At 40.2% G+C, this 24,488-nt stretch carries 23 protein-coding genes; 5 read left to right on the forward strand and 18 right to left on the reverse strand.

Annotation, left to right across the window (positions count from 1 at the left end):
* Positions 1 to 171 precede the first annotated feature (171 nt).
* The 3 genes from CVP05_RS01415 to mrcB all read left to right on the forward strand — a co-directional run bounded on the left by CVP05_RS01415 (position 172) and on the right by mrcB (position 5,466).
* Positions 172 to 1,428 carry an HAAAP family serine/threonine permease gene (locus tag CVP05_RS01415; protein ID WP_100287767.1) on the forward strand — a complete coding sequence of 419 codons (1,257 nt, stop codon included), beginning with the start codon at positions 172 to 174 and terminating at the stop codon, positions 1,426 to 1,428.
* 88 nt (positions 1,429 to 1,516) lie between these two features.
* Positions 1,517 to 2,884, forward strand: coding sequence for an L-serine ammonia-lyase (locus CVP05_RS01420; RefSeq protein WP_100287768.1), 1,368 nt, complete (start codon positions 1,517 to 1,519; stop codon positions 2,882 to 2,884).
* Between the two features lie 200 nt (positions 2,885 to 3,084).
* Entirely contained in the window at positions 3,085 to 5,466 is a 2,382-nt protein-coding gene (gene mrcB / locus CVP05_RS01425) for a penicillin-binding protein 1B (protein ID WP_100287769.1), read from the forward strand.
* A gap of 43 nt (positions 5,467 to 5,509) precedes the next feature.
* Here mrcB and yfbR read toward each other — a convergent pair whose 3' ends face one another.
* The 13 genes from yfbR to CVP05_RS01490 all read right to left on the reverse strand — a co-directional run bounded on the left by yfbR (position 5,510) and on the right by CVP05_RS01490 (position 17,267).
* Entirely contained in the window at positions 5,510 to 6,106 is a 597-nt protein-coding gene (yfbR, locus tag CVP05_RS01430) for a 5'-deoxynucleotidase (RefSeq protein WP_100287770.1), read from the reverse strand.
* 25 nt (positions 6,107 to 6,131) lie between these two features.
* Positions 6,132 to 7,166 (reverse strand): outer membrane-stress sensor serine endopeptidase DegS, encoded by a 1,035-nt coding sequence (gene degS, locus CVP05_RS01435; RefSeq protein ID WP_100287771.1) that lies wholly within the window; start codon positions 7,164 to 7,166, stop codon positions 6,132 to 6,134.
* Entirely contained in the window at positions 7,160 to 8,290 is a 1,131-nt protein-coding gene (gene ribD / locus CVP05_RS01440) for a bifunctional diaminohydroxyphosphoribosylaminopyrimidine deaminase/5-amino-6-(5-phosphoribosylamino)uracil reductase RibD (RefSeq protein ID WP_100287772.1), read from the reverse strand. Before ribD ends, degS begins: the two co-directional genes overlap by 7 nt.
* 2 nt (positions 8,291 to 8,292) lie before the next feature.
* Entirely contained in the window at positions 8,293 to 8,742 is a 450-nt protein-coding gene (nrdR, locus tag CVP05_RS01445) for a transcriptional regulator NrdR (RefSeq protein ID WP_100287773.1), read from the reverse strand.
* A gap of 44 nt (positions 8,743 to 8,786) precedes the next feature.
* On the reverse strand, positions 8,787 to 9,419 hold the full coding sequence (locus CVP05_RS01450; RefSeq protein ID WP_100287774.1) for a LysE family transporter: 633 nt from the start codon (positions 9,417 to 9,419) through the stop codon (positions 8,787 to 8,789).
* 14 nt (positions 9,420 to 9,433) lie between these two features.
* A complete protein-coding gene (locus CVP05_RS01455) occupies positions 9,434 to 9,916 on the reverse strand; it encodes a phosphatidylglycerophosphatase A family protein (RefSeq protein ID WP_100287775.1) in 483 nt (160 codons plus the stop codon).
* A gap of 7 nt (positions 9,917 to 9,923) precedes the next feature.
* Positions 9,924 to 10,931: a thiamine-phosphate kinase gene (thiL, locus tag CVP05_RS01460; protein ID WP_100287776.1), complete on the reverse strand. Its 1,008-nt coding sequence runs from the start codon at positions 10,929 to 10,931 to the stop codon at positions 9,924 to 9,926.
* 17 nt (positions 10,932 to 10,948) lie between these two features.
* Positions 10,949 to 11,383, reverse strand: coding sequence for a transcription antitermination factor NusB (nusB, locus tag CVP05_RS01465; protein ID WP_100287777.1), 435 nt, complete (start codon positions 11,381 to 11,383; stop codon positions 10,949 to 10,951).
* Positions 11,384 to 11,385: 2 nt separating this feature from the next.
* The gene (gene ribH, locus CVP05_RS01470; RefSeq protein ID WP_100287778.1) at positions 11,386 to 11,859 is read right to left on the reverse strand and encodes a 6,7-dimethyl-8-ribityllumazine synthase; all 474 of its coding nucleotides are present in this window, start codon (positions 11,857 to 11,859) and stop codon (positions 11,386 to 11,388) included.
* Between the two features lie 148 nt (positions 11,860 to 12,007).
* Positions 12,008 to 13,060 carry a selenide, water dikinase SelD gene (gene selD, locus CVP05_RS01475; protein ID WP_100287779.1) on the reverse strand — a complete coding sequence of 351 codons (1,053 nt, stop codon included), beginning with the start codon at positions 13,058 to 13,060 and terminating at the stop codon, positions 12,008 to 12,010.
* A gap of 59 nt (positions 13,061 to 13,119) precedes the next feature.
* On the reverse strand, positions 13,120 to 14,766 hold the full coding sequence (gene pgi / locus CVP05_RS01480; protein WP_100287780.1) for a glucose-6-phosphate isomerase: 1,647 nt from the start codon (positions 14,764 to 14,766) through the stop codon (positions 13,120 to 13,122).
* 22 nt (positions 14,767 to 14,788) lie between these two features.
* Positions 14,789 to 15,865: an alanine racemase gene (gene alr, locus CVP05_RS01485; RefSeq protein ID WP_165773107.1), complete on the reverse strand. Its 1,077-nt coding sequence runs from the start codon at positions 15,863 to 15,865 to the stop codon at positions 14,789 to 14,791.
* A gap of 1 nt (position 15,866) precedes the next feature.
* Positions 15,867 to 17,267: a replicative DNA helicase gene (locus CVP05_RS01490; protein ID WP_100287781.1), complete on the reverse strand. Its 1,401-nt coding sequence runs from the start codon at positions 17,265 to 17,267 to the stop codon at positions 15,867 to 15,869.
* 262 nt (positions 17,268 to 17,529) lie between these two features.
* Between CVP05_RS01490 and CVP05_RS01495 the strand changes: the two genes are divergently transcribed.
* Both CVP05_RS01495 and CVP05_RS01500 read left to right on the forward strand, forming a co-directional pair.
* Positions 17,530 to 18,090, forward strand: coding sequence for a glycosyltransferase family protein (locus CVP05_RS01495; protein ID WP_100287782.1), 561 nt, complete (start codon positions 17,530 to 17,532; stop codon positions 18,088 to 18,090).
* Positions 18,023 to 19,582: a WaaS/CpsH family glycosyltransferase gene (locus tag CVP05_RS01500; RefSeq protein ID WP_133118692.1), complete on the forward strand. Its 1,560-nt coding sequence runs from the start codon at positions 18,023 to 18,025 to the stop codon at positions 19,580 to 19,582. The genes CVP05_RS01495 and CVP05_RS01500 overlap by 68 nt, the downstream gene beginning before the upstream one ends.
* A gap of 148 nt (positions 19,583 to 19,730) precedes the next feature.
* On the opposite strand, the gene CVP05_RS01505 is transcribed toward CVP05_RS01500, so the two are convergent.
* The 5 genes from CVP05_RS01505 to CVP05_RS01525 form a co-directional block, all read right to left on the reverse strand.
* Entirely contained in the window at positions 19,731 to 19,940 is a 210-nt protein-coding gene (locus CVP05_RS01505; protein WP_100287784.1) for a DUF1107 family protein, read from the reverse strand.
* 174 nt (positions 19,941 to 20,114) lie between these two features.
* A complete protein-coding gene (aroG, locus tag CVP05_RS01510; protein WP_100287785.1) occupies positions 20,115 to 21,200 on the reverse strand; it encodes a 3-deoxy-7-phosphoheptulonate synthase AroG in 1,086 nt (361 codons plus the stop codon).
* Positions 21,201 to 21,334: 134 nt separating this feature from the next.
* Entirely contained in the window at positions 21,335 to 22,591 is a 1,257-nt protein-coding gene (gene lolE / locus CVP05_RS01515; RefSeq protein ID WP_100287786.1) for a lipoprotein-releasing ABC transporter permease subunit LolE, read from the reverse strand.
* Between the two features lie 9 nt (positions 22,592 to 22,600).
* Positions 22,601 to 23,311, reverse strand: a complete 711-nt coding sequence (gene lolD / locus CVP05_RS01520; RefSeq protein ID WP_100287787.1) for a lipoprotein-releasing ABC transporter ATP-binding protein LolD — start codon at positions 23,309 to 23,311, stop codon at positions 22,601 to 22,603.
* Positions 23,304 to 24,482: a lipoprotein-releasing ABC transporter permease subunit gene (locus tag CVP05_RS01525; RefSeq protein ID WP_100287788.1), complete on the reverse strand. Its 1,179-nt coding sequence runs from the start codon at positions 24,480 to 24,482 to the stop codon at positions 23,304 to 23,306. The genes lolD and CVP05_RS01525 overlap by 8 nt, the downstream gene beginning before the upstream one ends.
* Positions 24,483 to 24,488 lie beyond the last annotated feature (6 nt).

Consider the following 24,488-nt stretch of genomic DNA (forward strand, 5'->3'; position numbering starts at 1 on the left):
AAATGACGTTAATTTATTACAAATGTGTTAAATAATCCCGTATTTTCAGCATAAAATTATTAACTCGATCACAATTCTAATATTTAGTTTTTGAAACTCTTCAGTGTAAAGATTATGATACACCCGAAATTTTTATTTCACTCAATTAATAATAAAAAATTTGGAGTATGTATGTCTGTGAAACAACCTTGTTATTCTAATAAATGGAATAAATTTGATATTACGTGGGTGTTAAACCTATTTGGTACCGCAGTAGGCGCGGGAGTATTATTTCTGCCGATTAATGCTGGAATGGGTGGATTTTGGCCATTAGTCGTCATGGTTATTTTAGTCGGCCCAATGACCTATCTTGCCCATAGAGGCCTTGCCCGTTTTGTCCTTTCCTCTTCCAAACCAGGAAGTGATATTACGGAAGTGGTTGAAGAACATTTTGGTAAAACCGCAGGAAAATTAATTACGCTCTTATATTTCTTTGCGATTTTTCCTATTTTATTAATTTATGGCAACGGCATTACCAATACCGTTGACTCATTTATTGTTAATCAATTAGGTATGCCATCACCCAACCGCGTTTTTCTCTCATTCATATTGATTGCAACATTGATTTCAGTGATGTTGGCGAGTGAAAAAGTCATGTTAAAAATCACAGAATTTTTAGTTTATCCCCTTGTGTTGATCTTATTTGGTTTATCTCTATACCTGATCCCAGAATGGAATACTTCCATGCTGAGTGAATTCCCAACAACAACCGGTTTTTTAACAACGCTTTGGCTAACAATTCCTGTTTTAGTGTTCTCGTTTAATCACTCTCCTGCTATCTCATCTTTTGCTCAATCACAACAACGTGAATACCAAGATGCTGCACTTACAGAAAAACATACGAGTAAAACTCTACGTGGCACGGCTGGTATCTTATTAATTTTTGTGATGCTATTTGTGTTCAGTTGTGTATTAACGTTAACACCTGAAGAATTAGTGGCCGCGAAACAACAAAATATCAGTATTTTATCTTTTTTAGCCAATAAATTTGACAATCCCTATATTTCTTATCTTGGGCCACTCGTTGCTTTCTTAGCCATAACAAGTTCATTCTTTGGCCATTATTTAGGTGCACGTGAAGGTTTAGAAGGCTTATTTTTAAAACTACGTGACAATAATGCTAAACCCTTAAACCGTAAAAAACTTAACTATGGTTCTGCTATTTTCTTTTTATTAACCCTTTGGGGTGTCGCGATTATTAACCCAAGTATTCTCGGTTTGATTGAATCATTAGGCGGCCCAATTATCGCAATGATTTTATTTATTATGCCTATGTATGCCATTCGTAAAGTCCCTGCGATGCAACGTTATCAAGGCAAATTAAGTAATATTTTTGTTACTGTAATGGGGCTAATTGCTATTTCAGCAGTGGTATACGGGCTATTTTAATTTGATAAAAATATCGTAAAATAACGACTTCATTCGCCCTCAATATATTGAGGGCCTTTCTATAAATATAAATAATGAGTATCTATGTATGATTAGTGTGTTTGACATGTTTAAAGTGGGCATTGGGCCATCAAGCTCCCATACTGTTGGCCCAATGAAAGCAGGAAAACAATTTGTTGATGATTTAATTCAACAAAATCAATTAACGAAAGTGGCAAAAATGCATGTAGATGTATATGGTTCGTTATCAATGACGGGGCGTGGCCATAATACAGATATTGCGATTATTATGGGATTAGCCGGTTATTTACCACATGATGTGGATATTGATCTCATTCCTCGTTTTATTTCTCAAGTAAAACAAACCGTACTTCTACCCTTAGCAAAAGGTCAAAAAACGGCTAGTTTTAACTATGATGAAAACATGATTTTCCATACTTCTTTTCTATCACTCCATGAAAATGGTATGACTATAACAGCTTTAGCTGCAGATCATACTATTCTTCATCAAAAAACTTACTACTCTATAGGTGGTGGATTTATTATCGATGAGGAGAATTTTGGTAAAGAAGAAAAAGCAGAAATCAATGTGCCTTTTCCTTACAAAAATGCAGAAGATATGTTGCGCCATTGCAATGAAAATGGCTTATCTCTTTCGAGTGTTATTATGCAAAACGAAATTGCATTACATGGAAAACAAGCCTTAAATGACCATTTAACATTGGTTTGGGATACGATGAAAGCCTGTATTACACGTGGCTTACATACAGAAGGATTACTACCAGGTCCGCTTAAAGTGCCTCGACGTGCGGCTAGCTTACATCGCTTACTTGAAGCCAATGATAGTCTTTCCAATGATCCTATGCGTGTTATTGACTGGGTAAATATGTATGCCCTTGCGGTCAATGAAGAAAATGCAGCGGGTGGACGGGTTGTGACCGCACCAACAAACGGTGCTTGTGGCATTGTGCCTGCTGTACTATCTTATTATGAAAAATTCATTGGTCATATCACACCGGAAATTATCGATCGTTATCTCCTCACATGTAGCGCTATTGGTTCGCTTTATAAAATGAATGCCTCTATTTCGGGAGCGGAAGTGGGCTGTCAAGGAGAAGTTGGCGTTGCCTGTTCAATGGCAGCTGCCGGATTAACAGAAGTACTAGGAGGCAAGCCAGAACAAGTTTGTATCGCTGCGGAAATCGCTATGGAACATAATTTAGGGTTAACCTGTGATCCTGTCGGCGGTCAAGTACAAGTTCCCTGTATTGAACGTAACGCAATCGCAGCGGTTAAATCGATCAATGCAAGTCGCATGGCATTAAGACGCACAACTTCACCGCGTGTTAGCTTAGATAAGGTCATCGAAACCATGTATGAAACCGGCAAAGATATGAATGCAAAATACCGTGAAACCTCGCAAGGTGGTTTAGCCGTCAAAGTCATCTGTGATTAATCTGCTTTCAGGCTTCCTTTCTGGCTTAACAATGTCCGGCATAAAACCTCTTAAAAAGCAGTTTGATTGCGTACAAATTGAAGTGGATAAATAATACAGCACCGCTCGAATAAAAGAGCGGTGCATTTTTTCACATTTTTTCTTCTGTTCAATCAATTCTATGATAGAATTCTCTGTCTATTTTTCATAAGGCTAGCATTATGTCTCAAGAATTAGAGAAAGAAAAAGAAGCAGAAAACAGCACTCAACATTCAGCTACACAAGAAGCACAACCTCCAACACCTAAAAAAAGCACATGGAAATGGTTCTTTTTTAAAGTTTTCTTTACCTTATTCTGCCTGATAGCCTTTTATGGATTATATTTAGATTCCAAAATTCGCGCCAAAATGGATGGGCAAATTTGGCGCTTACCTGCAGAAGTTTATAGCAAAATTGAAAGTATCCGCCTTGAGGATAATTTAACCCTTGAACAAATCAAACAAATGCTTTGGGATAACGGTTATCGTCAAACTTCTATGGTCGCCGCACCGGGTGATTTCAAATTGGAAAATGACACGATTGTCTTAATTCGTCGCGCGTTTCCTTTCCCTGACCAACCCGAAGCACAACGAGTGTTTCGCTTACGTTTTCAAGATAATAAACTCAATATCATTGAAGATTTAATCAATCGTCGCACCATTGACTCTTTCCGTCTTGCGCCAAAACTCATCGCCATGTTGCAATCGGAAAATGAAGAACGCTTAGCCATTCCGTTACAAAATTACCCTCGTTTATTGATTGATACTTTGATATTAACGGAAGACCGTCGTTTTTATGAGCATGAAGGGATCAGCCCCATTGGTATTTTGCGTGCAATGATTACCAATATTCGCGCAGGACAAACTGTACAAGGTGGCAGTACTCTCACTCAGCAATTAGTCAAAAATTTATTTCTTACAAATGACCGCACTTTTACCCGAAAAATCAATGAAGCTTTAATGGCGGTCATCTTGGATTGGCGCTATGATAAAAACCGTATTTTAGAAACCTATCTAAATGAAATTTATTTGGGTCAAAACGGCGATACTCAAATTCATGGCTTTGAATTAGCTAGCCAATTCTTCTTTGGACGACCGATTCGAGAAATTAGCTTAGATCAAATAGCCCTATTGGTCGGCATGGTAAAAGGCCCATCGCTGTATAACCCATGGCGTAATCCAACCTATGCAACAGAACGCCGTAACGTTGTATTAAAATTATTAGTCGAACATAAAGTCATTGGGCAAGAACTTTATGAGCTTTTGATTAAACGACCGTTAGGCGTACAAACTCGCGGACAAATTGCCCGTAACTACCCCGCTTTTATCCAAACATTACAAACCGAATTACGTAATAATATGGGAGAACATAAGATCGGTAGTTTACTTGGCGCGCGTATTTTCTCCACCTTAGACACAAAGCAACAACGCTATGCGGAACAAGCTGTGGTGAGTACTGTTGCTGATTTACAAATAAAAACTAAAAATCCACACCTCCAATCTGCCTTAGTGGTGGCGAATTACCATACAGGGGAAATCAGTGCCATTGTGGGAGGTATTCAAACCCAATATGCTGGATTTAACCGCGCATTAAATGCTAAGCGCCAAATTGGCTCCCTAGTTAAGCCGTCTATTTATTTAGCCGCATTAAGCCAGCCGGAACAGTTCCGCCTTAATACACCTATACAAAACCAGCCAATCACCATTCGGATCAAAGGTAGCCCACCTTGGCAACCACGTAATTATGATCGTCGATATAGTGGTTCGGTCATGTTGATGGATGCATTAGTCCGCTCCCTCAATATCCCAACTGTTAATATTGGCATGAAAGTGGGGCTAAATAAGGTTATTGAAACCCAAAAAGCAATGGGCTGGGATAAAGTTGCTATTCCTAAAGTGCCGGCTATGCTGCTTGGCTCTTATTCAATTTCCCCTTATGATGTGACGAAATCTTTTCAGGTCATTGCGAATCTTGGAGAGCGTATTCCGTTAACGACGATTGATGCAGTAGTCGACAGACAAGGTACGATTTTATACCAACCAGATAAAAGAGGCGAACAAGTGGTTTCACCACAAGCGGCTTATCAAACATTATATGCGATGCAACAAGTCGTTGAACGAGGCACAGGCCGAAGCTTGCAAAATGACTTTGCCGCCCTACGTCTAGCCGGAAAAACGGGAACCACTAACGATGCGCGTGATACTTGGTTTGTTGGGATTGATGGGGAAAATGTTGCAACAGTTTGGCTCGGCCGCGATGATAATGGAGAAACCAAACTGACTGGCGCAAGTGGCGCACTACAGGTTTATAAAGATTATGTCCAGCGCAGCCAACCTAAAGCATTGAAGCCAAATCAACCTGCAGAAATGAAATGGATCGGCATTAATAGTTATGGTAGTTGGGATTGTAACAGCCATCGAACTATTCCCGTTTGGGCGAATAAAAATCAAACTTTTTGCCAACCACGGCCAGTATCAACACCACAACCAAGCCTTTGGGATGTATTAAAAGATACTACGCCAAATACGCCAGCGCCTGTGGAAGAAGCAGTGCCAGCAAATTAAATCTCTTTTAATCTCTTATATAAGGATAGCGTTTTCGTTATCCTTATAACGCTATTTCATCAATACTGCGCCCAAAACTCGGCACAAATACGTGTAAAAAATAATCCATTTCATCACTATGCCACTCTTCCATTAATCTTTCTAATCGCACTTTTGCGGAAGAAAACTCAAGATTGCCACTTTCTAATTCAAACTGTGCTTTAATATAAGCACACAAAATATCCGCTTGTTTTACAATATGTTTTTCTTCTTCTGTAAAATAATCGCTATCAAGATAAACGGAAAACTCACCTTGTAAATCAAGGGGAAGTAAACTGACTAAATGCTTTTCTGCCGCGCCTTCTATTTGTTTGTAAGCGAATGTAATTTCAGGATTAAAATATTTGATTGGTGTTGGTAAATCGCCTGTAAAAATTTCTGAAGTATCATGATACATTGCCATGACTGCAATACGTTCTGGATTGAGTTGACCCGAAAAATATTTATTTTTAATAATTGCTAATGCATGCGCGACAAAAGCAACCTGCAGGCTATGTTCTGCTAAATTCTCTTTTTCTAATGTGCGCATGAGTGACCAACGTTGAATCAGGCGTAGGCGATCTAAACAAGCAAAAAAGTGACTAGTTTGTATTTTTTTCATATTCAATCCAGATTGCGATTTATTATCAATTAGTTGGATATTCCGCTAAGACAACAGTAAATGTCAAAATCTTATTTAGCCGCGATACCAAAACTTTTACAGACGTATTAGGCGGCGTATCTGCGATGACTTGCATCATTTGTTGTGGCGAAGTCGCTTCCGTATCACCGAATTTAATAATAATATCGCCCTCTCTAATCCCCGCTTTTGCTGCTGGACCATTAGGCGCTACTTTTGTCACAACAATGCCTTTACTTTGCATTTCAGCTTGACCTGCGCTGTAATAAATATTACTTTGCACCCCAAAATAACCGCGAATAACACGCCCATCTCGGATAATTTTATTCATCACATCAATAGCCAAATCAATCGGAATGGCAAAACTCAGCCCTTCTGCTATTTCATTACTATCTTTTCCAATACTCAGCGTACTGATACCGATCAACTCTCCCAAAGAATTAATCAACGCACCGCCAGAATTCCCCCGATTAATCGACGCATCCGTTTGGATAAAATTCTGTCTCCCCACAGCATCCCCGACTGCATTACGTCCTGTAGCGCTAATAATACCTTGTGAGACACTTTGTCCTAAGTTATAAGGATTACCAATGGCCAAAACCACATCACCCACATGTACTTGGCGTTTAGGATTGTAAGTGATAGTTGGTAAACTTTCTGCGTTAATCTTCAAAACCGCAAGGTCTGTTAAGCTATCTGAGCCAACCAATGTGGCATTTGAAATTAAACCCGATTGTAACGCGACGACAATTTGATCTGCATTTTCAATAACATGTTTATTCGTCAAAATATAACCATCTTGAGACATAATCACGCCCGATCCCAAATTATTCACCTGTAAATCGGTTTGGGTAAGGGAGTGATTTGTAAAAGATTGATTATAGACATTCACCACCGCAGGCGAAGCAAGTCGCACCGCATTTTTAAAACTCATTGGTTCACTGTCTGTGTGTTTATTTTGTTGTATCGTAGGTAAAATTAATAAAATCAGCACAGCAGCTACCAATCCTATGCCCGCTGCTTGCAATAGTTTTTTTAACATGTCGGCACTCCTTTTACGTAGACCAACTTCACATCTTGCCCTAACTGTGTAATGGATTCCAGCTGCCATAAAGGTGCATCAGCCAATTTTGTTAAATGAGGCAAATGGCACAATCCTCTCGCCTGATCTCCCAGCAGTTTTGGGGCAATATACACAATCAATTCATCAACCAATTCCTCTGCTAATAAAGCGCCTGCAAAATTAGCGCCGGCCTCAACCCAAAGAGAGTTAATTTGACGACGTCCTAAGTCATACATTAAGGTTTGTAGTTTTGACTGATGTTCATTTGAAGATAAGGTTAATACCTCGCAAAAGTGCGGTAAATTTTCACGATTTTTTTTCTCAAATTCAACCAACCATAATGGTGAGGTCGTTTGAAATAATTGATGATAAGCACGCACCCGCGCACGCGAATCCATAATAATACGTACAGGCTGGCGTACATTTTGTTCTGGGTAACGCTGTTGTAATTCTGGGGGGAATTGTGACCAACGTACATTTAAACTGGGATCATCGACTAAAACCGTACCACTCGCCGACAAAATCGCGCTAGATTTAGCCCGTTCCATTTGTACATCTGAACGCGCTAATTCTCCAGTAATCCACTTACTTTCCCCTGTCATCGTTGCCGTTTTGCCATCAATCGTCATGGCCATTTTCAGGCGCACATAAGGTCTTCCTGCTCGCATGCGCATTAAAAACCCTTTATTCAGCGCTTCCGCTTTTTCCTGTAATAATCCAACTACAGTTTCAATCCCCGCTTCACGTAACATGCTAATTCCTCGCCCTGCCACTAGCGGATTAGGATCTTCCATTGCCACAATCACTTTTTTGACCCCAGCTTCAATCAAACCTTTGGCACAAGGCGGAGTACGACCAAAATGAGAACAAGGCTCAAGTGTCACATAAGCAATTGAGTCTTTTGCTTGGTTCCCTGCTTCTCGTAATGCCATCACCTCTGCGTGCGGCTCTCCTGCTTTGGCATGAAACCCTTTGCCAACAACTGCCCCTTCTTTCACCAATACACAACCTACCGACGGGTTAGGTGTAGTGGTAAAAATACCTTGTGCTGCCAAATCTAAGGCAAGTTGCATAAACTCTTGATCTTGCTGAGTAAATGTCATGGCTAATCCTTCAATTTCTCAATTTCTTTTGAAAACTCATTAATATCTTCAAAACTTAAATAGACTGAAGCAAAACGAATATAAGCGACTTTATCCAATTCTTTCAATTCATCCATCACCAATGTTCCTAAAAACTTACTAGGTACATCACGTTCTCCTGTTGCTCGCAATTGATGAATTATTCGACTAACTGCCTGCTCCACATCATCAGAACTCACTGGGCGTTTTTCTAGCGCATGTTGAATGCCTCGACGTAGCTTCTCTTCATTAAAAGGCTCACGACTTCCATTATTTTTAATTATTTTAGGGACGATAAGTTCAGCCGTTTCAAAGGTGGTAAAACGTTCGTGACATTTTGTGCATTCGCGGCGACGGCGTACTTGAAAACCGTCTGACACCAAGCGACTATCAATCACTTTCGTTTCTTCAGTAGAACAGAATGGACAGTGCATAGCGCTCCTCCTTTCGTTATCAATGTCATAAATTGATAGATTTGTTATTGTAACCTGATTTCTAAAATTGCACTATAAATCAGAAAACTGCCGAAAAATAAAAAGATCATTCCTGAAATATTATCAATATAGCGACTGTATCGGCTATAAAAGCGTTTAGCGACACTCCCTGAAAAAAATACGGAAACCCCATAAAAATACAAAAATGTTTCCACTATTATAATGAAAAGTGCGGTCAAAATTTGCCAAGTTTCGGTTAAATCCTTTAATACTAAAGCCATTACACTGGTAAAGTAAATCACCGCTTTCGCATTGGATAAATTAACACCAAATCCTTTTAATACTTCTTTGGTGATTGTGGTATTTTGGTTTAACGCTTGTGTGGTCATATTAGTAAAAACAACATTTTCTTTTACTTTTACCATTAATATGCCTAAATAAAATAAATAGCCGCCACCCAAAAGCATCATTAATCCATGTAACATGGGAAAAGTATTAAATAAGATTGCTAATCCTAAAATCGCTGCCGTCGCCCACATTGCCACACCTAATGTAATGCCAACAATGCCTGAAATGGTATTACGACGAGAATTACTCACCGCCATGCGTACAACATAGAAAAAATCAGGACCAGGACTTATTAGGCCAAAAAAATGCACGATCATCAGATTCAGCATAAACAGCTCACCACTTAAAATATCAGACGCAAAACCCAAATAGATAAAATGGCATAACCAGCGGCCAAAATATCATCAAACATAATCCCAAAACCGCTTGTTAAACGTTTATCAAAATAACGAATAGGATAAGGTTTGAAAATATCGAAAATGCGAAATATCACAAATGCGGCTGCACACCATGTCCAGGATAGTTCCGGCAATGCTAGAAGCACCAAAAATACACCGATAATTTCGTCCCACACGATCGCACCATGATCATGAACTCCCATATCATCGGCGGTCTTTTGACAAAAATAACAGCCTACCGCAAATAATAATAAGGTCAATAAAAAGAAAAAAGAGGCTGAAAGCGCTTGTAACAATAATACGCCTAATCCAACACCGAGCAAGCTTCCCCATGTGCCAGGCGCGAAACGCATTAACCCCACACCAAATCCAACAGCAAAGAAATGAGTGGGATTACGCAAAGATAATTTTTCCAATGGGTGTGACATAACAATCCTACCTAAAATGATCGAAACCTGTAGCAGAATCAATCATAACGGGTTTACCTTGATGACGAAACTGAATAGAAGATTTTTGTCCTTGATGTATCTGTCCAATACAGGTAACAGGCACACCAATATTCGCTAAAGCACGTTCCATTTTACTACGATTAGCTTCCGATACGGTAAAACACAATTCGTAATCTTCGCCACCACATAGGGCAAAAGATTGAGCGGTTTTATCATCAAAACATCTCATTAGCTGTTCAGATAAGGGTAATTTATCTAAATCAATGACTGCACTACATTGGCTACGATTTAAAATATGGCCTAAATCCGCTAACAAGCCATCAGAAATGTCAATAGCAGTCGTTGATAAGCCGGATATGGCTAGCTCTAAGCCAAGTAATACTCGAGGCGTTGGGCGAAGATGGCGCTGACACAAATAAACTTTTGCATTTTCAACCGCACTTTCTTCTATGCTTTCACGACATTGAGGCGATTTTTGTTGCAACAAATGCAATCCCGCAGCACTATCGCCTAATGTGCCTGAAACATAAATCCAATCTCCGGCTTTTGCACTATGACGGCACAAAGCACGCCCTTTAGGAATTAATCCATGTGCCGTAATTGTCAAGGAAAGCGGGCCTTTTGTGGTATCACCGCCAATTAAATCGACATTATAATGATCGAGAACTTGAAAAAAGCTTTGGCTGAATTCAGCCAACCACTGATGATCCACTTTAGGCAACGTTAGCGCCAGTGACACCCATGCTGGCTCAGCCCCAACTGCGGCTAAATCGCTGAGATTAACCGCCAAAGATTTATAAGCCAAATCTGCGGGCGAAATGGTTGGCAAAAAATGGCTGTTTTCAACGAGAGTATCTGTTGTGATCACCAAACGATGATTTGGGTGAAGTTCGGTAATTGCGCAATCGTCCCCTATCGACAACACCACGTCTTTACGTGGCGCGCGTGTCGAGGCTGTGAAATAGCGCTGAATAATATCAAACTCCCCATTCATGGCAATCCCTCACACTATTATTTACGTGCTAACGCAGGTGCAACTTTATCTAATACACCGTTAATGTATTTATGACTATCTTCTGCGCCAAATACTTTTGCCAATTCAATGGCTTCATTTATGACAACTTTATAAGGAACATCAAGTTCGTATTTCAGCTCATAAACCGCGAGGCGTAAAATTGCTTTTTCAATAGGATCTAATTCTTGCACATTACGGTTATCGAGATAAGCGCTCATTACTTCATCAACGTTATCTACATGCTCTACCGTTTGACGAAATAATTGACGAAAATAAGCTTTATCCGCCCCTTTTAACATGTCGACATCTGAAAAAAATGCCAATTCCACTTCTTCAGGAGAATTGTGAGAAATATGCCAAGAATACAGTGCTTGTACTGCGCATTCTCTCGCACGACGACGAGGTGAGATTTTTTTTGCCGGTGCATTCATAGTTATGCTGACTTAATTTGTTCGAGTAAATTCACGACTTCTAAAGCAACTAATGCTGCTTCAGCACCCTTATTACCTGCTTTTGTTCCGGCGCGTTCAATGGCTTGTTCAATATTTTCAGTGGTTAATACCCCGAAAGCAACTGGAATATCTGCCTGCATAGCAACCTGTCCCAATCCACTGCTTGCCTCGCCAGCAACATATTCAAAGTGCGCAGTACCGCCACGAATCACAGTACCTAATGCAACAATGGCGTCATATTTTTTACTTTCAGCCAAACGACGGGCAACTAATGGTAATTCATAGGCTCCAGGTACACGAACTAAGGTAATATTTTCGTCTTTAACTTGACCAATACGCTTTAAGGCATCTACTGCGCCTTCTAATAAACTTTCATTAATAAAACTGTTAAAACGTGCAACTACCACTGCAATACGCGCATTTGGCGCTGCAACTGCCCCTTCTAATACTTTCATAGTCATTCCTAAAATCAGTTAATGGAAAAATCGGACGTGAATTCTAGCATAAATCTAAGATGAATTCATTGTTTCTCTATGCTGAATACAAGAAAAAATAAAGGAAAAGTCACCGCACTTTTCCTTTATTAATCACCTTGTTTTAGATTTATACAATCTTAATCACACTTCTGCTCTCGGCTTGCGGTACTAACTGCCCAACAGGAATTAATTCAATGCCTGCTTTTTCTGCAATTGTAAAGGTTTGTGCGACGGCTTCTGGCTCGACGGCAATCAATAATCCTCCAGATGTCTGTGGATCACACAGTATTGCTTTTTGCAAGTCAGTGATTGCCTCAATTTTATGTCCATAACTGTCAAAATTCCGTGAGGTTCCACCAGGCACACAACCTTGCGCAATATAATCCGTCACCCCTTCAAGGGTCTTAATGCCATCAAATTGCACTTCAGCCATAAGATTCGATCCCTCACACATTTCAATCAAATGTCCAAGTAGGCCAAACCCTGTCACATCCGTCATCGCCGTAATCCCTTTAACTTCAGCAAATTGGCTCCCGATTGAATTCATTTGGCACATCACTTCTGTGGCAAGATTCTGATGTTCAGGTTTTAACTTCCCTTTTTTCTCTGCCGTTGTTAATACACCAATGCCCAATGGTTTGGTTAAATAAAGCTGACAACCTACCTGTGCCGAAGAGTTTTTCTTCACACGTTCTGTATCAATAACGCCCGTTACAGCCAAACCAAAAATCGGCTCAGGCGCATCAATAGAATGCCCCCCAGCAAGCACGATACCTGCTTGCTGACAAGCAAAACGCCCTCCGTCCACAATCCGTTGCGCAACTTCTGCAGGTAATACATTAATTGGGAAGCCCAAAATTGCAACAGCCATAATGGGTTTACCGCCCATTGCAAAAATATCGCTAATCGCATTAGTGGCAGCGATACGTCCAAAATCAAATGGATTATCCACGATAGGCATAAAAAAATCTGTCGTACTAATAATACTCGTACCATTACCCAAATCGTATACAGCCGCATCATCTGCTGTTTCATTGCCAACTAATAAATTCGGATCAACAAATTTTTCGAGGTTACTTTGTAAAATTGTCCCTAACACCTTAGGCGATATTTTACAGCCTCAACCTGCTCCATGACTATATTGCGTTAATCGCACATCTTCTAGTGCATTCTCAACCATACAGACTCCGTTTAATTTGAAAAAGAGCGGTTAAAAACCGCTCAATTTTATAACTTAAATTAACGCCATAGTTTAAACTGGTTGATTAAACCATTCGTTGAACTATCATGGCTATTCACTTGTTGATCATCGTGTAATTCCGGTAGAATTCGGTTAGCCAATTGTTTCCCTAATTCTACACCCCATTGATCAAAGCTATAAATATTAAAAATCACCCCTTGTACAAATATTTTATGCTCATACATTGCAATTAATGCACCTAAGCTGAACGGTGTGATTTTTTGTAATAAAATAGAATTAGTTGGTTTATTTCCTTCAAACACTTTAAACGGAACGATGTCTTTGACTTCATCTAAGCTTTTACCTGCAGCAACAAATTCGGCCTCAACTTCTTCTTTTGTTTTACCAAAGGCAAGGGCTTCCGTTTGTGCAAAGAAATTTGATAATAATTTGCTATGGTGATCACCAATTGGATTATGACTTTGCGCTGGTGCAATAAAATCACAAGGAATTAAGGTTGTACCTTGATGAATTAATTGATAGAAAGCATGTTGTCCGTTTGTACCCGGTTCCCCCCAAATAATTGGCCCAGTTTGATAATTCACCACTTCACCATCTCGTCCTACATACTTCCCATTCGACTCCATATTACCTTGTTGGAAATAAGCTGCAAAACGATGTAAATACTGATCATATGGCAAAATAGCCTCAGTTTGTGCACCTAAGAAATTGGTATTCCATAACCCCACTAAAGCTAACGTGGTTGGAATATTTTGTTCAATAGGAGTTGATAAAAAGTGTTTATCCATGGCATGAGCGCCGCTTAATAATTGTTCAAAATTCTCAAACCCAATAGATAATGCAATAGATAAACCAATCGCTGACCATAAAGAATAACGGCCACCCACCCAATCCCAGAACTCAAACATATTGGCAGTGTCAATACCAAACTTAGCCACTTCAGCCGCATTAGTCGATAATGCTGCGAAATGTTTCGCGACATGCGCTTCATCTTTAGCAGAAGCTAAAAACCAATCACGAGCAGACATGGCATTCGTCATAGTTTCTTGTGTCGTAAAGGTTTTTGACGCGACTAAAATGAGGGTTGTTTCCGGATTAACTTTCTTGAGTGTCTCTGCAATATGGGTTCCATCTACGTTGGAGACAAAATGCATCGTTAAATGATTTTTATACGGTCGTAATGCCTCTGTCACCATATAAGGGCCTAAATCTGAACCACCAATACCAATATTGATCACATCGGTAATCGCTTTTCCCGTGTAACCTTTCCATTCCCCTGAAATGACACGTTCACAAAATGATTTCATCTTCGCTAATACAGCATTAACTTCCGGCATAACATCAACACCATCAACTAACACTGGGCGGTTAGAACGATTACGTAAGGCAGTATGCAATACCGCGCGGTTTTCTGTTCGATTGATCTTTTCCCCATTAAACATCGCACTCATTGCAGCGGGTAAGGCGCATTCATTGGCCAATTGACGTAATAATGCTAAGGTTTCTTGTGTAATGTTATTTTTTGAAAAATCAACTAAGATTTCATCATTAAACGTGAGGGAATAATCTTTAAAACGATTGGGTTCATTCGCAAAAAGTTGTTGAATTGTCACCGCACTTTGCGCATCTTTATGGGTTTCAAGTGCAGCCCATGCCTCAGTTGTAGTTGGGTTGATGTTTTGCATACATACTCCTTATTTATTTTCATTAATCAATATATTCGGTTAATACTCTCGGGGTTAATTTTGTAATTAATTCATAACTAAGTAAACCCGTTTTATTCGCAATTTCTTCAATTGGTAATTCCTTTCCCCATAAAATCACTTCGTCACCAACCACATCTTGACTATTGATACCGAGATCCACAGTCAACATATCCATAGAGACTCGTCCAACAATAGGTACTAAACGTCCATTAACATAAACCGGCGTATTCTCAGGGATATTGCGCGGATACCCGTCACCATAGCCAATGGCAACCACGCCAATTTTTGTTTTAGTCGGGCTCACCCATACGCCACCATAACCGACCGGCTCACCTTGTTGATGTTCACGCACGGCGATAAGTGATGAAGTCAGCGTCATAACTGGCTTTAAGCCATATTCTTTTCCAATCCGCTCATTAGGTGAAATCCCATACATAATAATACCCGGTCGAATCCAATCTAAATGAGAATCCGCCCAAAATAAAATCCCACCGGATGCCGCAATACTACGTTCGCCTACTTTATTTTCTGTTGCGGTTAAAAATCGAGATAATTGACATTGCGTATAATCACTATCTAATTCATCGGCTCGACTAAAATGGCTCACAAATCCCAGTTCTGGAGCAATATTTTCACAAGCTTTTAAGCGTTGATAGAAATCGTCTACCTGCGCTAAATGTACCCCTAAACGGTGCATTCCCGTATCAATTTTCAGCCATACTTTAATCGGATTTGATAATTCAGCTTGCTCTAAAGCGACTAACTGTTCTTCATTATGCACCACAGTCTGAATATTACTCACCGCCATAATCGGCAAATCTTTAGGCGAAAAAAATCCTTCTAGTAATAAAATTGGTTTAATAATTCCATTAGCTCGCAATGCTAACGCTTCTTCTAAGCGTGCCACACCAAAGCCATCGACCAATGGTTCTAACACAGAGGAAGCAAACACTACACCATGTCCATAAGCATTGGCTTTTACTACCGCAATAATTTTACTATTGGGAGCTTTTTGCTTAATCACTTGAATATTATGTTTTAATGCCGATGAACTAATTTTTGCAGTAGCGGGTTTCATATTAATACTCATCACTATATGCCTCACCGGCATAATCGGTAAATTTAGAATACTGACCTAAAAAGGTTAAACGTACACGTCCTATTGGCCCATTACGTTGCTTACCAATAATAATTTCAGCAATGCCTTTATTTTCTGAAGTTTCATTATAGACTTCATCACGATAAACGAACATGATTAAGTCCGCATCTTGCTCAATGGATCCTGATTCACGTAAATCTGAATTCACTGGGCGTTTATCCTGACGATCATCAAGACGACGGTTTAACTGTGCCAACGCCACTACTGGAATATTCAATTCCTTAGCTAAGGCTTTTAAAGAACGAGAGATTTCCGCAATTTCTAAAGTTCGGTTATTCGCAAAACCCGGCGCTCGCATTAACTGCAAGTAATCGACCATAATCATACTTAGCCCATTATGTTCACGATAAACCCGACGAGCTCGGGAACGTAATTCTGTTGGCGTTAATCCAGCCGTATCATCAATATACATATTCGGCTTATTCGCCAACATTTCGGCTGTACTCGCTAAACGCGCCCATTCTTCATCATCAGTGATTTTTCCTGTGCGAATTTTAGTTTGATCCACCCGTGAAAGACTTGCCATCATACGCATCATAATCTGCTCAGCCGGCATCTCTAAACTAAACACCAGCACAGGCTTATCACTTAACATAGCCGCATTTTCACATAAATTCATCGCAAAGGTGGTTTTCCCCATTGATGGACGTGCCGCAATAATGATTAAATCTGACGGTTGTAAGCCTGCTGTTTTTCGATCGAGATCTTTAAAACCGGTACTCACCCCTGTCACACCATCATGATCTTTCATCTTAGACAACAATTCAATCTTATTAATCGTCTGTTCTAAAATACTGACAATATTTTGTGGTCCCTCATTTTTATTGGCACGTTGTTCCGCAATAGCAAATACATCACGCTCTGCGCGATCTAAAATATCTTTAATATCTTCATTTTTAGGAGAATAACCACTTTGCGCAATGGAATTTCCCACCGAAATCAACTCACGCAAAATGGCTTTCTGTCGAACAATATCGGCATAGGCCACGATATTGGCTGCACTTGGAGTATTTTTGGATAATTCAGCTAAATAAGCAAACCCACCAACATCTTGTAGCACTTCACGATCTTTCAACGCTTGTTCAAGGGTAATTAAATCTACCGGTTTATTCGCACGAATTAAACTTTCCATTTCTTGAAAAATGAGACGGTGCGCATGATTATAAAAATCCTCAGCAATAATATGATCGGTCACATTATCCCATTCATTATTGGCTAATAAAATTCCACCTAATACGCCCTGTTCGGCTTCAAGGGAATGTGGGGGTATGGCTAGTTGTGCCATTTGTTTATCTTTAGGTTGAGAAGTTGGTTGTATCATGGAATGATCTCGTTAAATAATGCTTTTTATATGATAACAAATTTGATGGGGATTGCCATGAATAAAAGTGCGGTAAAATTTTTAAATCGTTTTTCTCTGAGGTTTCCCTGTCTGCAACCCATGATTTATTTTATTTCAATGTGCAAATATTAGGCGCACTCTCACAAGCGTGTTATACTAAACCATCGCACTTTACAGCCAAATAAATGCTTTTTAGGACAAGAAAAACCAGCATTTAAAAGACCACACTTTAACCACAGCCATGAAATTTTTATTATTAACCAACCATCTTTTTGAATACGGTGGCAGCGAAGTCCAAATCCTTGAGCTTTATGCCCACCTAAAAGCCCAAAATCACACGGCGAAAATCTATGCCAACGATTGGGGCGAGGCGTTTAAGGGGCTTTTTGATGCTGATGATGTCCTTGCCGACATTGACGCGATTTGTGTCAGCGATTATGATGTGGTGTGGGTGCAACACGCGATTTTTGCGCGCCTATTTAAGGATATTAAACAAACGGATTTTTCGCTCAAGGTGATTTCGGTGCATTTGTCGCCCTATGTGCCACTTGAAATCAGCTCGCTGGCTTATATGAAAGCCATCGGTGCGACTTTTGTTGTCAACAGCGCCGAAACCAAGCAAAAACTGACGGAACTTAGCATAGATGATAAAGACATTTTTGTCAGCCATAACGCTGCGCCAACCACATTTATCCAGCCCAATCAGCGCAAACCTGAACTTGCCAAGATTGCCATTGTCTCTAATCACCCCCCCCCTAGAGCTTCTGACAGCCGCCAAACAGCTGCAAGCGCAAGGCATTAGCATTGATGTGATTGGCAAGACCACCAAGCAGCAGCAAGTTAATCCAGCGCTTATCGCCAGCTATGATGTGATTATCTCCATCGGTAAAACCGTGCAATATGCGCTGCTTGGGCATAAGCCTGTGTATTGCTACGACCATTTTGGTGGCTGTGGTTATTTGAATGCGGACAATTTTGATAAGGCAAAATGGCATAATTTCTCAGGGCGTGGCTTTGACAAAAAAACCGCCGAGCAAATCGCCAGCGAGTTGGTGGACGGCTTTAAAAGTGCGCTCCAATTTGCCCAAGATTTTAGCGATATGTCCGCATTTCGCCTAGATGAGTTTATCAAAACACTGCTGAATAATACCAAGCCCATTGACTTCACCCAAAAAGTGATTGAGACGGTAAAGCTGTCTTATCCACCAGAAGAGTTTTTGGGCGAATTGTTTGTCAATCACCGTTATGCGTGTCGGCTGCTGGGGCAAGCAAGACAGGGCGATCAGCAGTTGCAATCGCAGGTGCAGCGCTTACAACACCCGGCGCCAAAACGCCCAAAAATCCTACTCGCCATGCCCTCCGATGTCGGCTTGTATCAATGTTTCCAAGAGAATTTGCGCTTTCATGGTTTTGATGTCGTCAGTGTCATTGCCCACATTGCCAAGCGTGAGATTTCGGCAAATCACTTTATCTTGCAGCTGTTAAAAGGCGAGACGCCAGCTGCCCCAGAATATTACGATTATGCGCTGTTTATCCGCAGTGATATTTTTGTGGGCGTGGGGCTGATTGATAAAATCAAGCCTTATGTCAAGGGCAACATGGTCGCTTATCAATGGGACGCACTTGCTCGTTTTCCGAATATTTGGAAGGCGGTGCCGTTTTTTGAGCGGTTTTTTGTCTATGATACGAAGGATTACCAGCAGCATTCAGATAAATTTTTGCCCACGAGTAATTTTTACTTTGACCATTTGCCAAGCCGAGCTGCCGCCCCTGCTGCCGATTTTTATTTTGTCGGTGCGCACGTGCCAGGCAGACAGGTGGCGATTAACCGCTTTGCCCAGCTTGCACGGCAGCACGGCTGGACGCTGCAGATGGAAATTTGTGCGCCGAGCGAACAGCATATAGCGCCGCTGCGCCACTATTATCCGCATGATAATATCTGCATTCAAGGGCGCTTTAAATCTTTTGCTGACAATCTGCTCGGCGCTCAAAGCAGCAAGATTTTGGTGGATTTTAAAACGCCAAACCAAGAAGGGCTGTCGTTTCGTGCCTTTGAAGCCTTAGGCTATCGCAAAAAACTGGTAACGACTAACGAGAATATCAAACGCTACGATTTTTATCACCCAAATAACATCTTCGTCTGGGACGGCGTGGATTTGAGCGGTCTTGCCGAGTTTGTCCAGCTGCCCTTTGTGGACATTGACCCCGCCATTCGTGGCAAATACAGCTTTGGCAACTGGATTCGCTATGTGCTGGATTTGCCACCTTATCAGCCGATTGATTTGCCGATTTGAAAATATGCATACTAGGGAGAACCTATCAACAAATGCTATCCAAACGCCGAAGATGATAGGCTTCAAATGAATTGGTTACAACGTTATTTTCTGTAGATTCTCGAACGCTCGTTTGAGCGTTCTTGGTTCTCAACATTTTTTCCAATGCTTATACTAATGCTTCACGCTGTAATTTCACTATTTGTCGATTAATTTCCGACATCACCCCTAAACGTTGTAAATCCTTAACTTTGGGGCAGACAATTTTGCCATTTTGAAATTCAAAAAAACCAATTCCATTAATATAAAAACTACCAACAAAACACATTTGCACATAACGTGCAATTTTTAATGGATTATAACGTTGGAAAATTTTCATATTGTCGCCTCCTATTCCATAAGTTTATTATGGAATTAGAGTACGTGATAATCAGAAAGTTTCACGCTAAGTATAATATTTACAAAAAAGGGGAACCTTATGTTCCCCTCAGAGTAATGACAAACCTAGCAAGATAATGGGCGTATTGCATACGCCTTATCCTCAACTAAAAATCTAACAGCTTTGACGACGGGCAATAACCGCATTAGAAAGCGATAACAACACCGCCTCTGTGTCTTCCCAGCCAATACACGCATCTGTAATACTTTGTCCATACGTTAACAAACTTGGATCTTCTCCCAATTCTTGACGTCCTTCAACTAAATGACTTTCAATCATGACACCAAAAATCTGGGTTGAGCCTTTTGCTATTTGCCCACAAACATCTTGGCAAACATCAAGTTGCTTTTTAAATTGCTTACTGCTGTTTGCATGGCTAAAATCCACCATCACATGCGGCACACGTCCACTCTTACCAATATCGGCACACACGGCTGCAACATCGGCTTCACTATAATTCGGCCCTTTATCGCCTCCGCGCAAAATAATATGACAATCTTGGTTCCCTTTCGTAGACACAATGGCTGAATGCCCAAACTTTGTCACAGACAGAAAATGATGTGGAGATTCCGCAGAACCGATGGCATCAAGCGCAATTTTTACCCCTCCGTTTGTCCCATTTTTAAACCCTACGGCACAAGATAAACCCGAAGCAAGTTCACGATGCACTTGTGATTCTGTTGTTCTCGCCCCAATTGCCCCCCAACTCATAAAATCCGCCACGTATTGTGGTGTAATCATGTCTAAAAACTCTCCCGCAGTGGGTACTGTTAAATCGTTGATATCCGATAAAATTTTACGTCCTAGACGTAAACCATCATTCAATGCATAACTACCATTTAAATGAGGATCATTGATTAACCCTTTCCACCCCACCGTTGTACGCGGTTTTTCAAAATAAACGCGCATGACAATTTCAAGACTATCTTTATATTTTTCACGTAATGGCTTTAAACGCTGCGCATATTCTAATGCTGATTTTGGATCATGAATGGAACAAGGCCCAATTACCACCAATAAACGATCATCTTTACCTTGCACAATGTCATGCACTTTTTTACGAGTTTGCTTCACGGTTTTAATCGCAACGTCGCTTGCCGGATAACGTTCTAACAACGCGACTGGAGGCAATACTTGTTCAATGCGTTCAATACGCGTATCATCATTTTCAATTTTAATATCATTTTTTGCTTTTTTCATAATAACGCTCTACTACTTCCTTTTTAATATGAATAAAGTTAATGTAACACTTATTCTTGTACTAGTAAACTAGTTTAAAGATAAATTTTAATATTTTATATAAACCCTGATTGCAAATCCAATAAGCCACTTAATCAATGACTACTTAATACTTGTGCTGGCTGTAATTTTGCCGCGCGACTTGCTGGATAAAGGCTGGCCAATAAACTTAAGATTAATGCCGACATAAAAACCAACAACACGTCCTGCCAATGCAATTCACTCGGTAAAAAATCAATAAAATAAATGCCATCAGACAATAATTTATGCCCCGTTAGGCTTTCAATACCTTGAATCAGACGTGTTAGATTTAAAGACAATACTATCCCCAATATAATGCCAATCAAACAACCTTTCATGCCTGCTTGCAGACCATACCAAATAAAAATTCGCTTAATAAAGGTATTGTTCGCGCCTAATGTACGCATAATCGCAATATCGCCTTGTTTATCTTTCACTGCCATGACTAAAGTGGACACAATATTAAAACACGCAACGCCAACCACGAGTACCATAGCAATATACATCACCATGCGAATTAGCTGAATATCCCGATACATATAACCAAATTGTTGAATCCAGCTTTTTGCAGATAACATCTGCGGATAATGTTGCAACAAAGAATAATCTAGATGCTGAACATCAAATGGAGATTTCACTGCGACTTCAATACCTGAAACATCGGTTTCGGGATAATTTAATAATTGTTGTGCTTGTTTTAACGGCATCAGTGCATAACTATGATCTAGCTGCCCTTCTAGGCGCAAAATACCTGTTATCTGCACTCGTTCTCGACGGGGTTGTGATAACTGGGTTGTGCCATCTTGTTGTGAAATGAGTAAGCTGACCCAATCACCAACAGAAACCCCTAAATCACGCGCAATGCCCGATCCCACTATCAACCCTTCATGTTGTTCAAACTGTTGCCAAGCATTATCCAAAACAAAATGGCTTAATGCACTGACTTGGTCTTGTGCCTGTTTTTCGATCCCTTTTATTTGAACTACTTTTAACTGGTTTCCATTTTCCACTAAGGCTGTAAACGTGACAAAAGGCGAAATTCCTTTTATTTCAGGATGTTGCTGTAATATTCCTTCAAGATTTTGATAGTTTTTGATTCGCTCACTTCCTTGTCCCTCTTGTTGATAAGGTGTTATTTCAAGGTGAGGGACTACAGCTAATACTCGCTGATTTAATTCACGCTCAAAACCATTCATTGCACTTAAACCTAGAATCAACACAGCAACGCCCAGCGCTATACCCACACTAGAAAAAAGCGAAATTAACGACACTAAGCGATTTTTTTGCCGTCCTCGCTGATAACGCCAACTAATAAAAAAAGGTGTGCTCATTTCTGCTCCTTATTTGTCCACATGCAACACACCGTCTTGCATGATCAAGCGACGAGATAACTTTTGTGCCAAGTTCAGATCATGGGTCACCAATAAAAAACCAATGTTTTGTTCCTCATTCAACTGTTGAATGAGTTCAAAAATACTTTCTGTTGTTTTCTGATCTAAATTTCCGGTTGGCTCATCTGCTAATACTAATGCCGGATTATTCACTAAAGCTCGAGCAATAGCCACTCGTTGACGCTCTCCTCCCGATAACGCGGATGGGCGATGAGAAATGCGATGTTGTAATCCTACAGCGCTAAGCATTTTTTCAGCCTGTTCTTTCGCTTCCTGCTTATTTTGTTTACCAATTAACATCGGCATCATCACATTTTCCAGCGCTGAAAAATCTGCCATTAAATGATGAAACTGATAGACAAAGCCTAAATATTGATTACGTAATGCCGCTCGAGCCGATTCAGATAATGTCGCTAAGGGTTGCCCATTAATCACCACTTGACCTGAGCTTGGTTGATCTAAGCCACCTAATAAATGTAATAACGTCGATTTTCCGGAACCCGAACTCCCGACAATAGCCACTAGCTCATTTGGTTGAATCGTTAAATTCACATTATGTAGCACTTGCGTCTCTTTATCGCCTTCCAAATAAGACTTACACAAATTCTCACAGCTTAAAAGTGCGGTTGTTTTTTCAGAATTTTTTTGTGTATTACTCATAACGCAATGCCTCCGCCGGCTCGACTTTCGCTGCCCTATAAGCCGGATAAATAGTTGATAATAAAGCTAATAACAAAGAAAATGCAACGATAAGAACAATTTGCCCACTCTCAATATATGTTGGCAAAAATACATTATTCGTACTTATCCAATCCATAATTTGAGCCAAATTTAACGTCACTAAAATGCCCAGTATCGTACCGATAAATGTCCCTACTGCGCCGACTAAAAAACCTTGAAAAATAAAAATTCGACGGACTTGCTTTTTTTGTAATCCTTGTGTTTGCAAGATAGCTATTTCACCTTGCTTATCCACCACCATTAAACTTAAAGAGGTAATAATATTCGATACCGCTACCACAACAATCAAACTAATCAGTAGCCCCATCATGTTTTTTTCCATGCGAACGGCTTGAAAAAACTCACCTTTTTGACTACGCCAATCTTGAATCTTCCAATCTGATGGAAAAAAACGGGAAAGTTCTGTAATTTGAAAAGGATCGGCTAAAAATAAGCGATAACCTTGAAACTGCTCTGCAGACAAACGCATTAAACGACCAATATCAGCTAAATTCGCAAACACGGCATAACTTGCCGCTTCAGCACTGGAATAATACAGACCGCTAATGGTAAATAATCGCTGTGTGGGAACACGTCCAAAAGGCGTATATTGGCTATTTTCTGTGATCATCATACGCACTTTATCACCAATATTTAATTGTAATTTGTCTGCAAGACTAGATCCTATAATCAACTTAAATTCACCATTCGGTAAAAGCTGGCTAAATTCGTCGGAAAGATGGTTTAGTAAAGGATCATCAGAAACATCTTTTACGCCAATAACCTGCCCAGCGCTAACCCCATGCGCGCTTTGTAGTATGACATTAGTCGTGTTGATAGGAACAGCTTTTTGCACAAAGGGCGGAAAATCAGGCGCCGTATCTTGTAAATTAAAATGCCCTTGTGAATTTGACACAATGCCATGAGGAATAGTTGATAGTACCTGCTGTTTTTGCTGTCTTTCTAAACCATTCATCACTGACAACACAATAATTAATGCCATCACGCCTAAAACAATCCCGACACTCGCAAGATTCGTGACTAAACGTCCAAAACGATCTGCACTTTTGGAGCGCCAATAACGTAGAGCTATATAGAAAGAGATTTTCATAAATTA

Origin of the sequence: Conservatibacter flavescens (assembly GCF_002795425.1) — a bacterium.
GTDB classification, from domain to species: domain Bacteria; phylum Pseudomonadota; class Gammaproteobacteria; order Enterobacterales; family Pasteurellaceae; genus Conservatibacter; species Conservatibacter flavescens.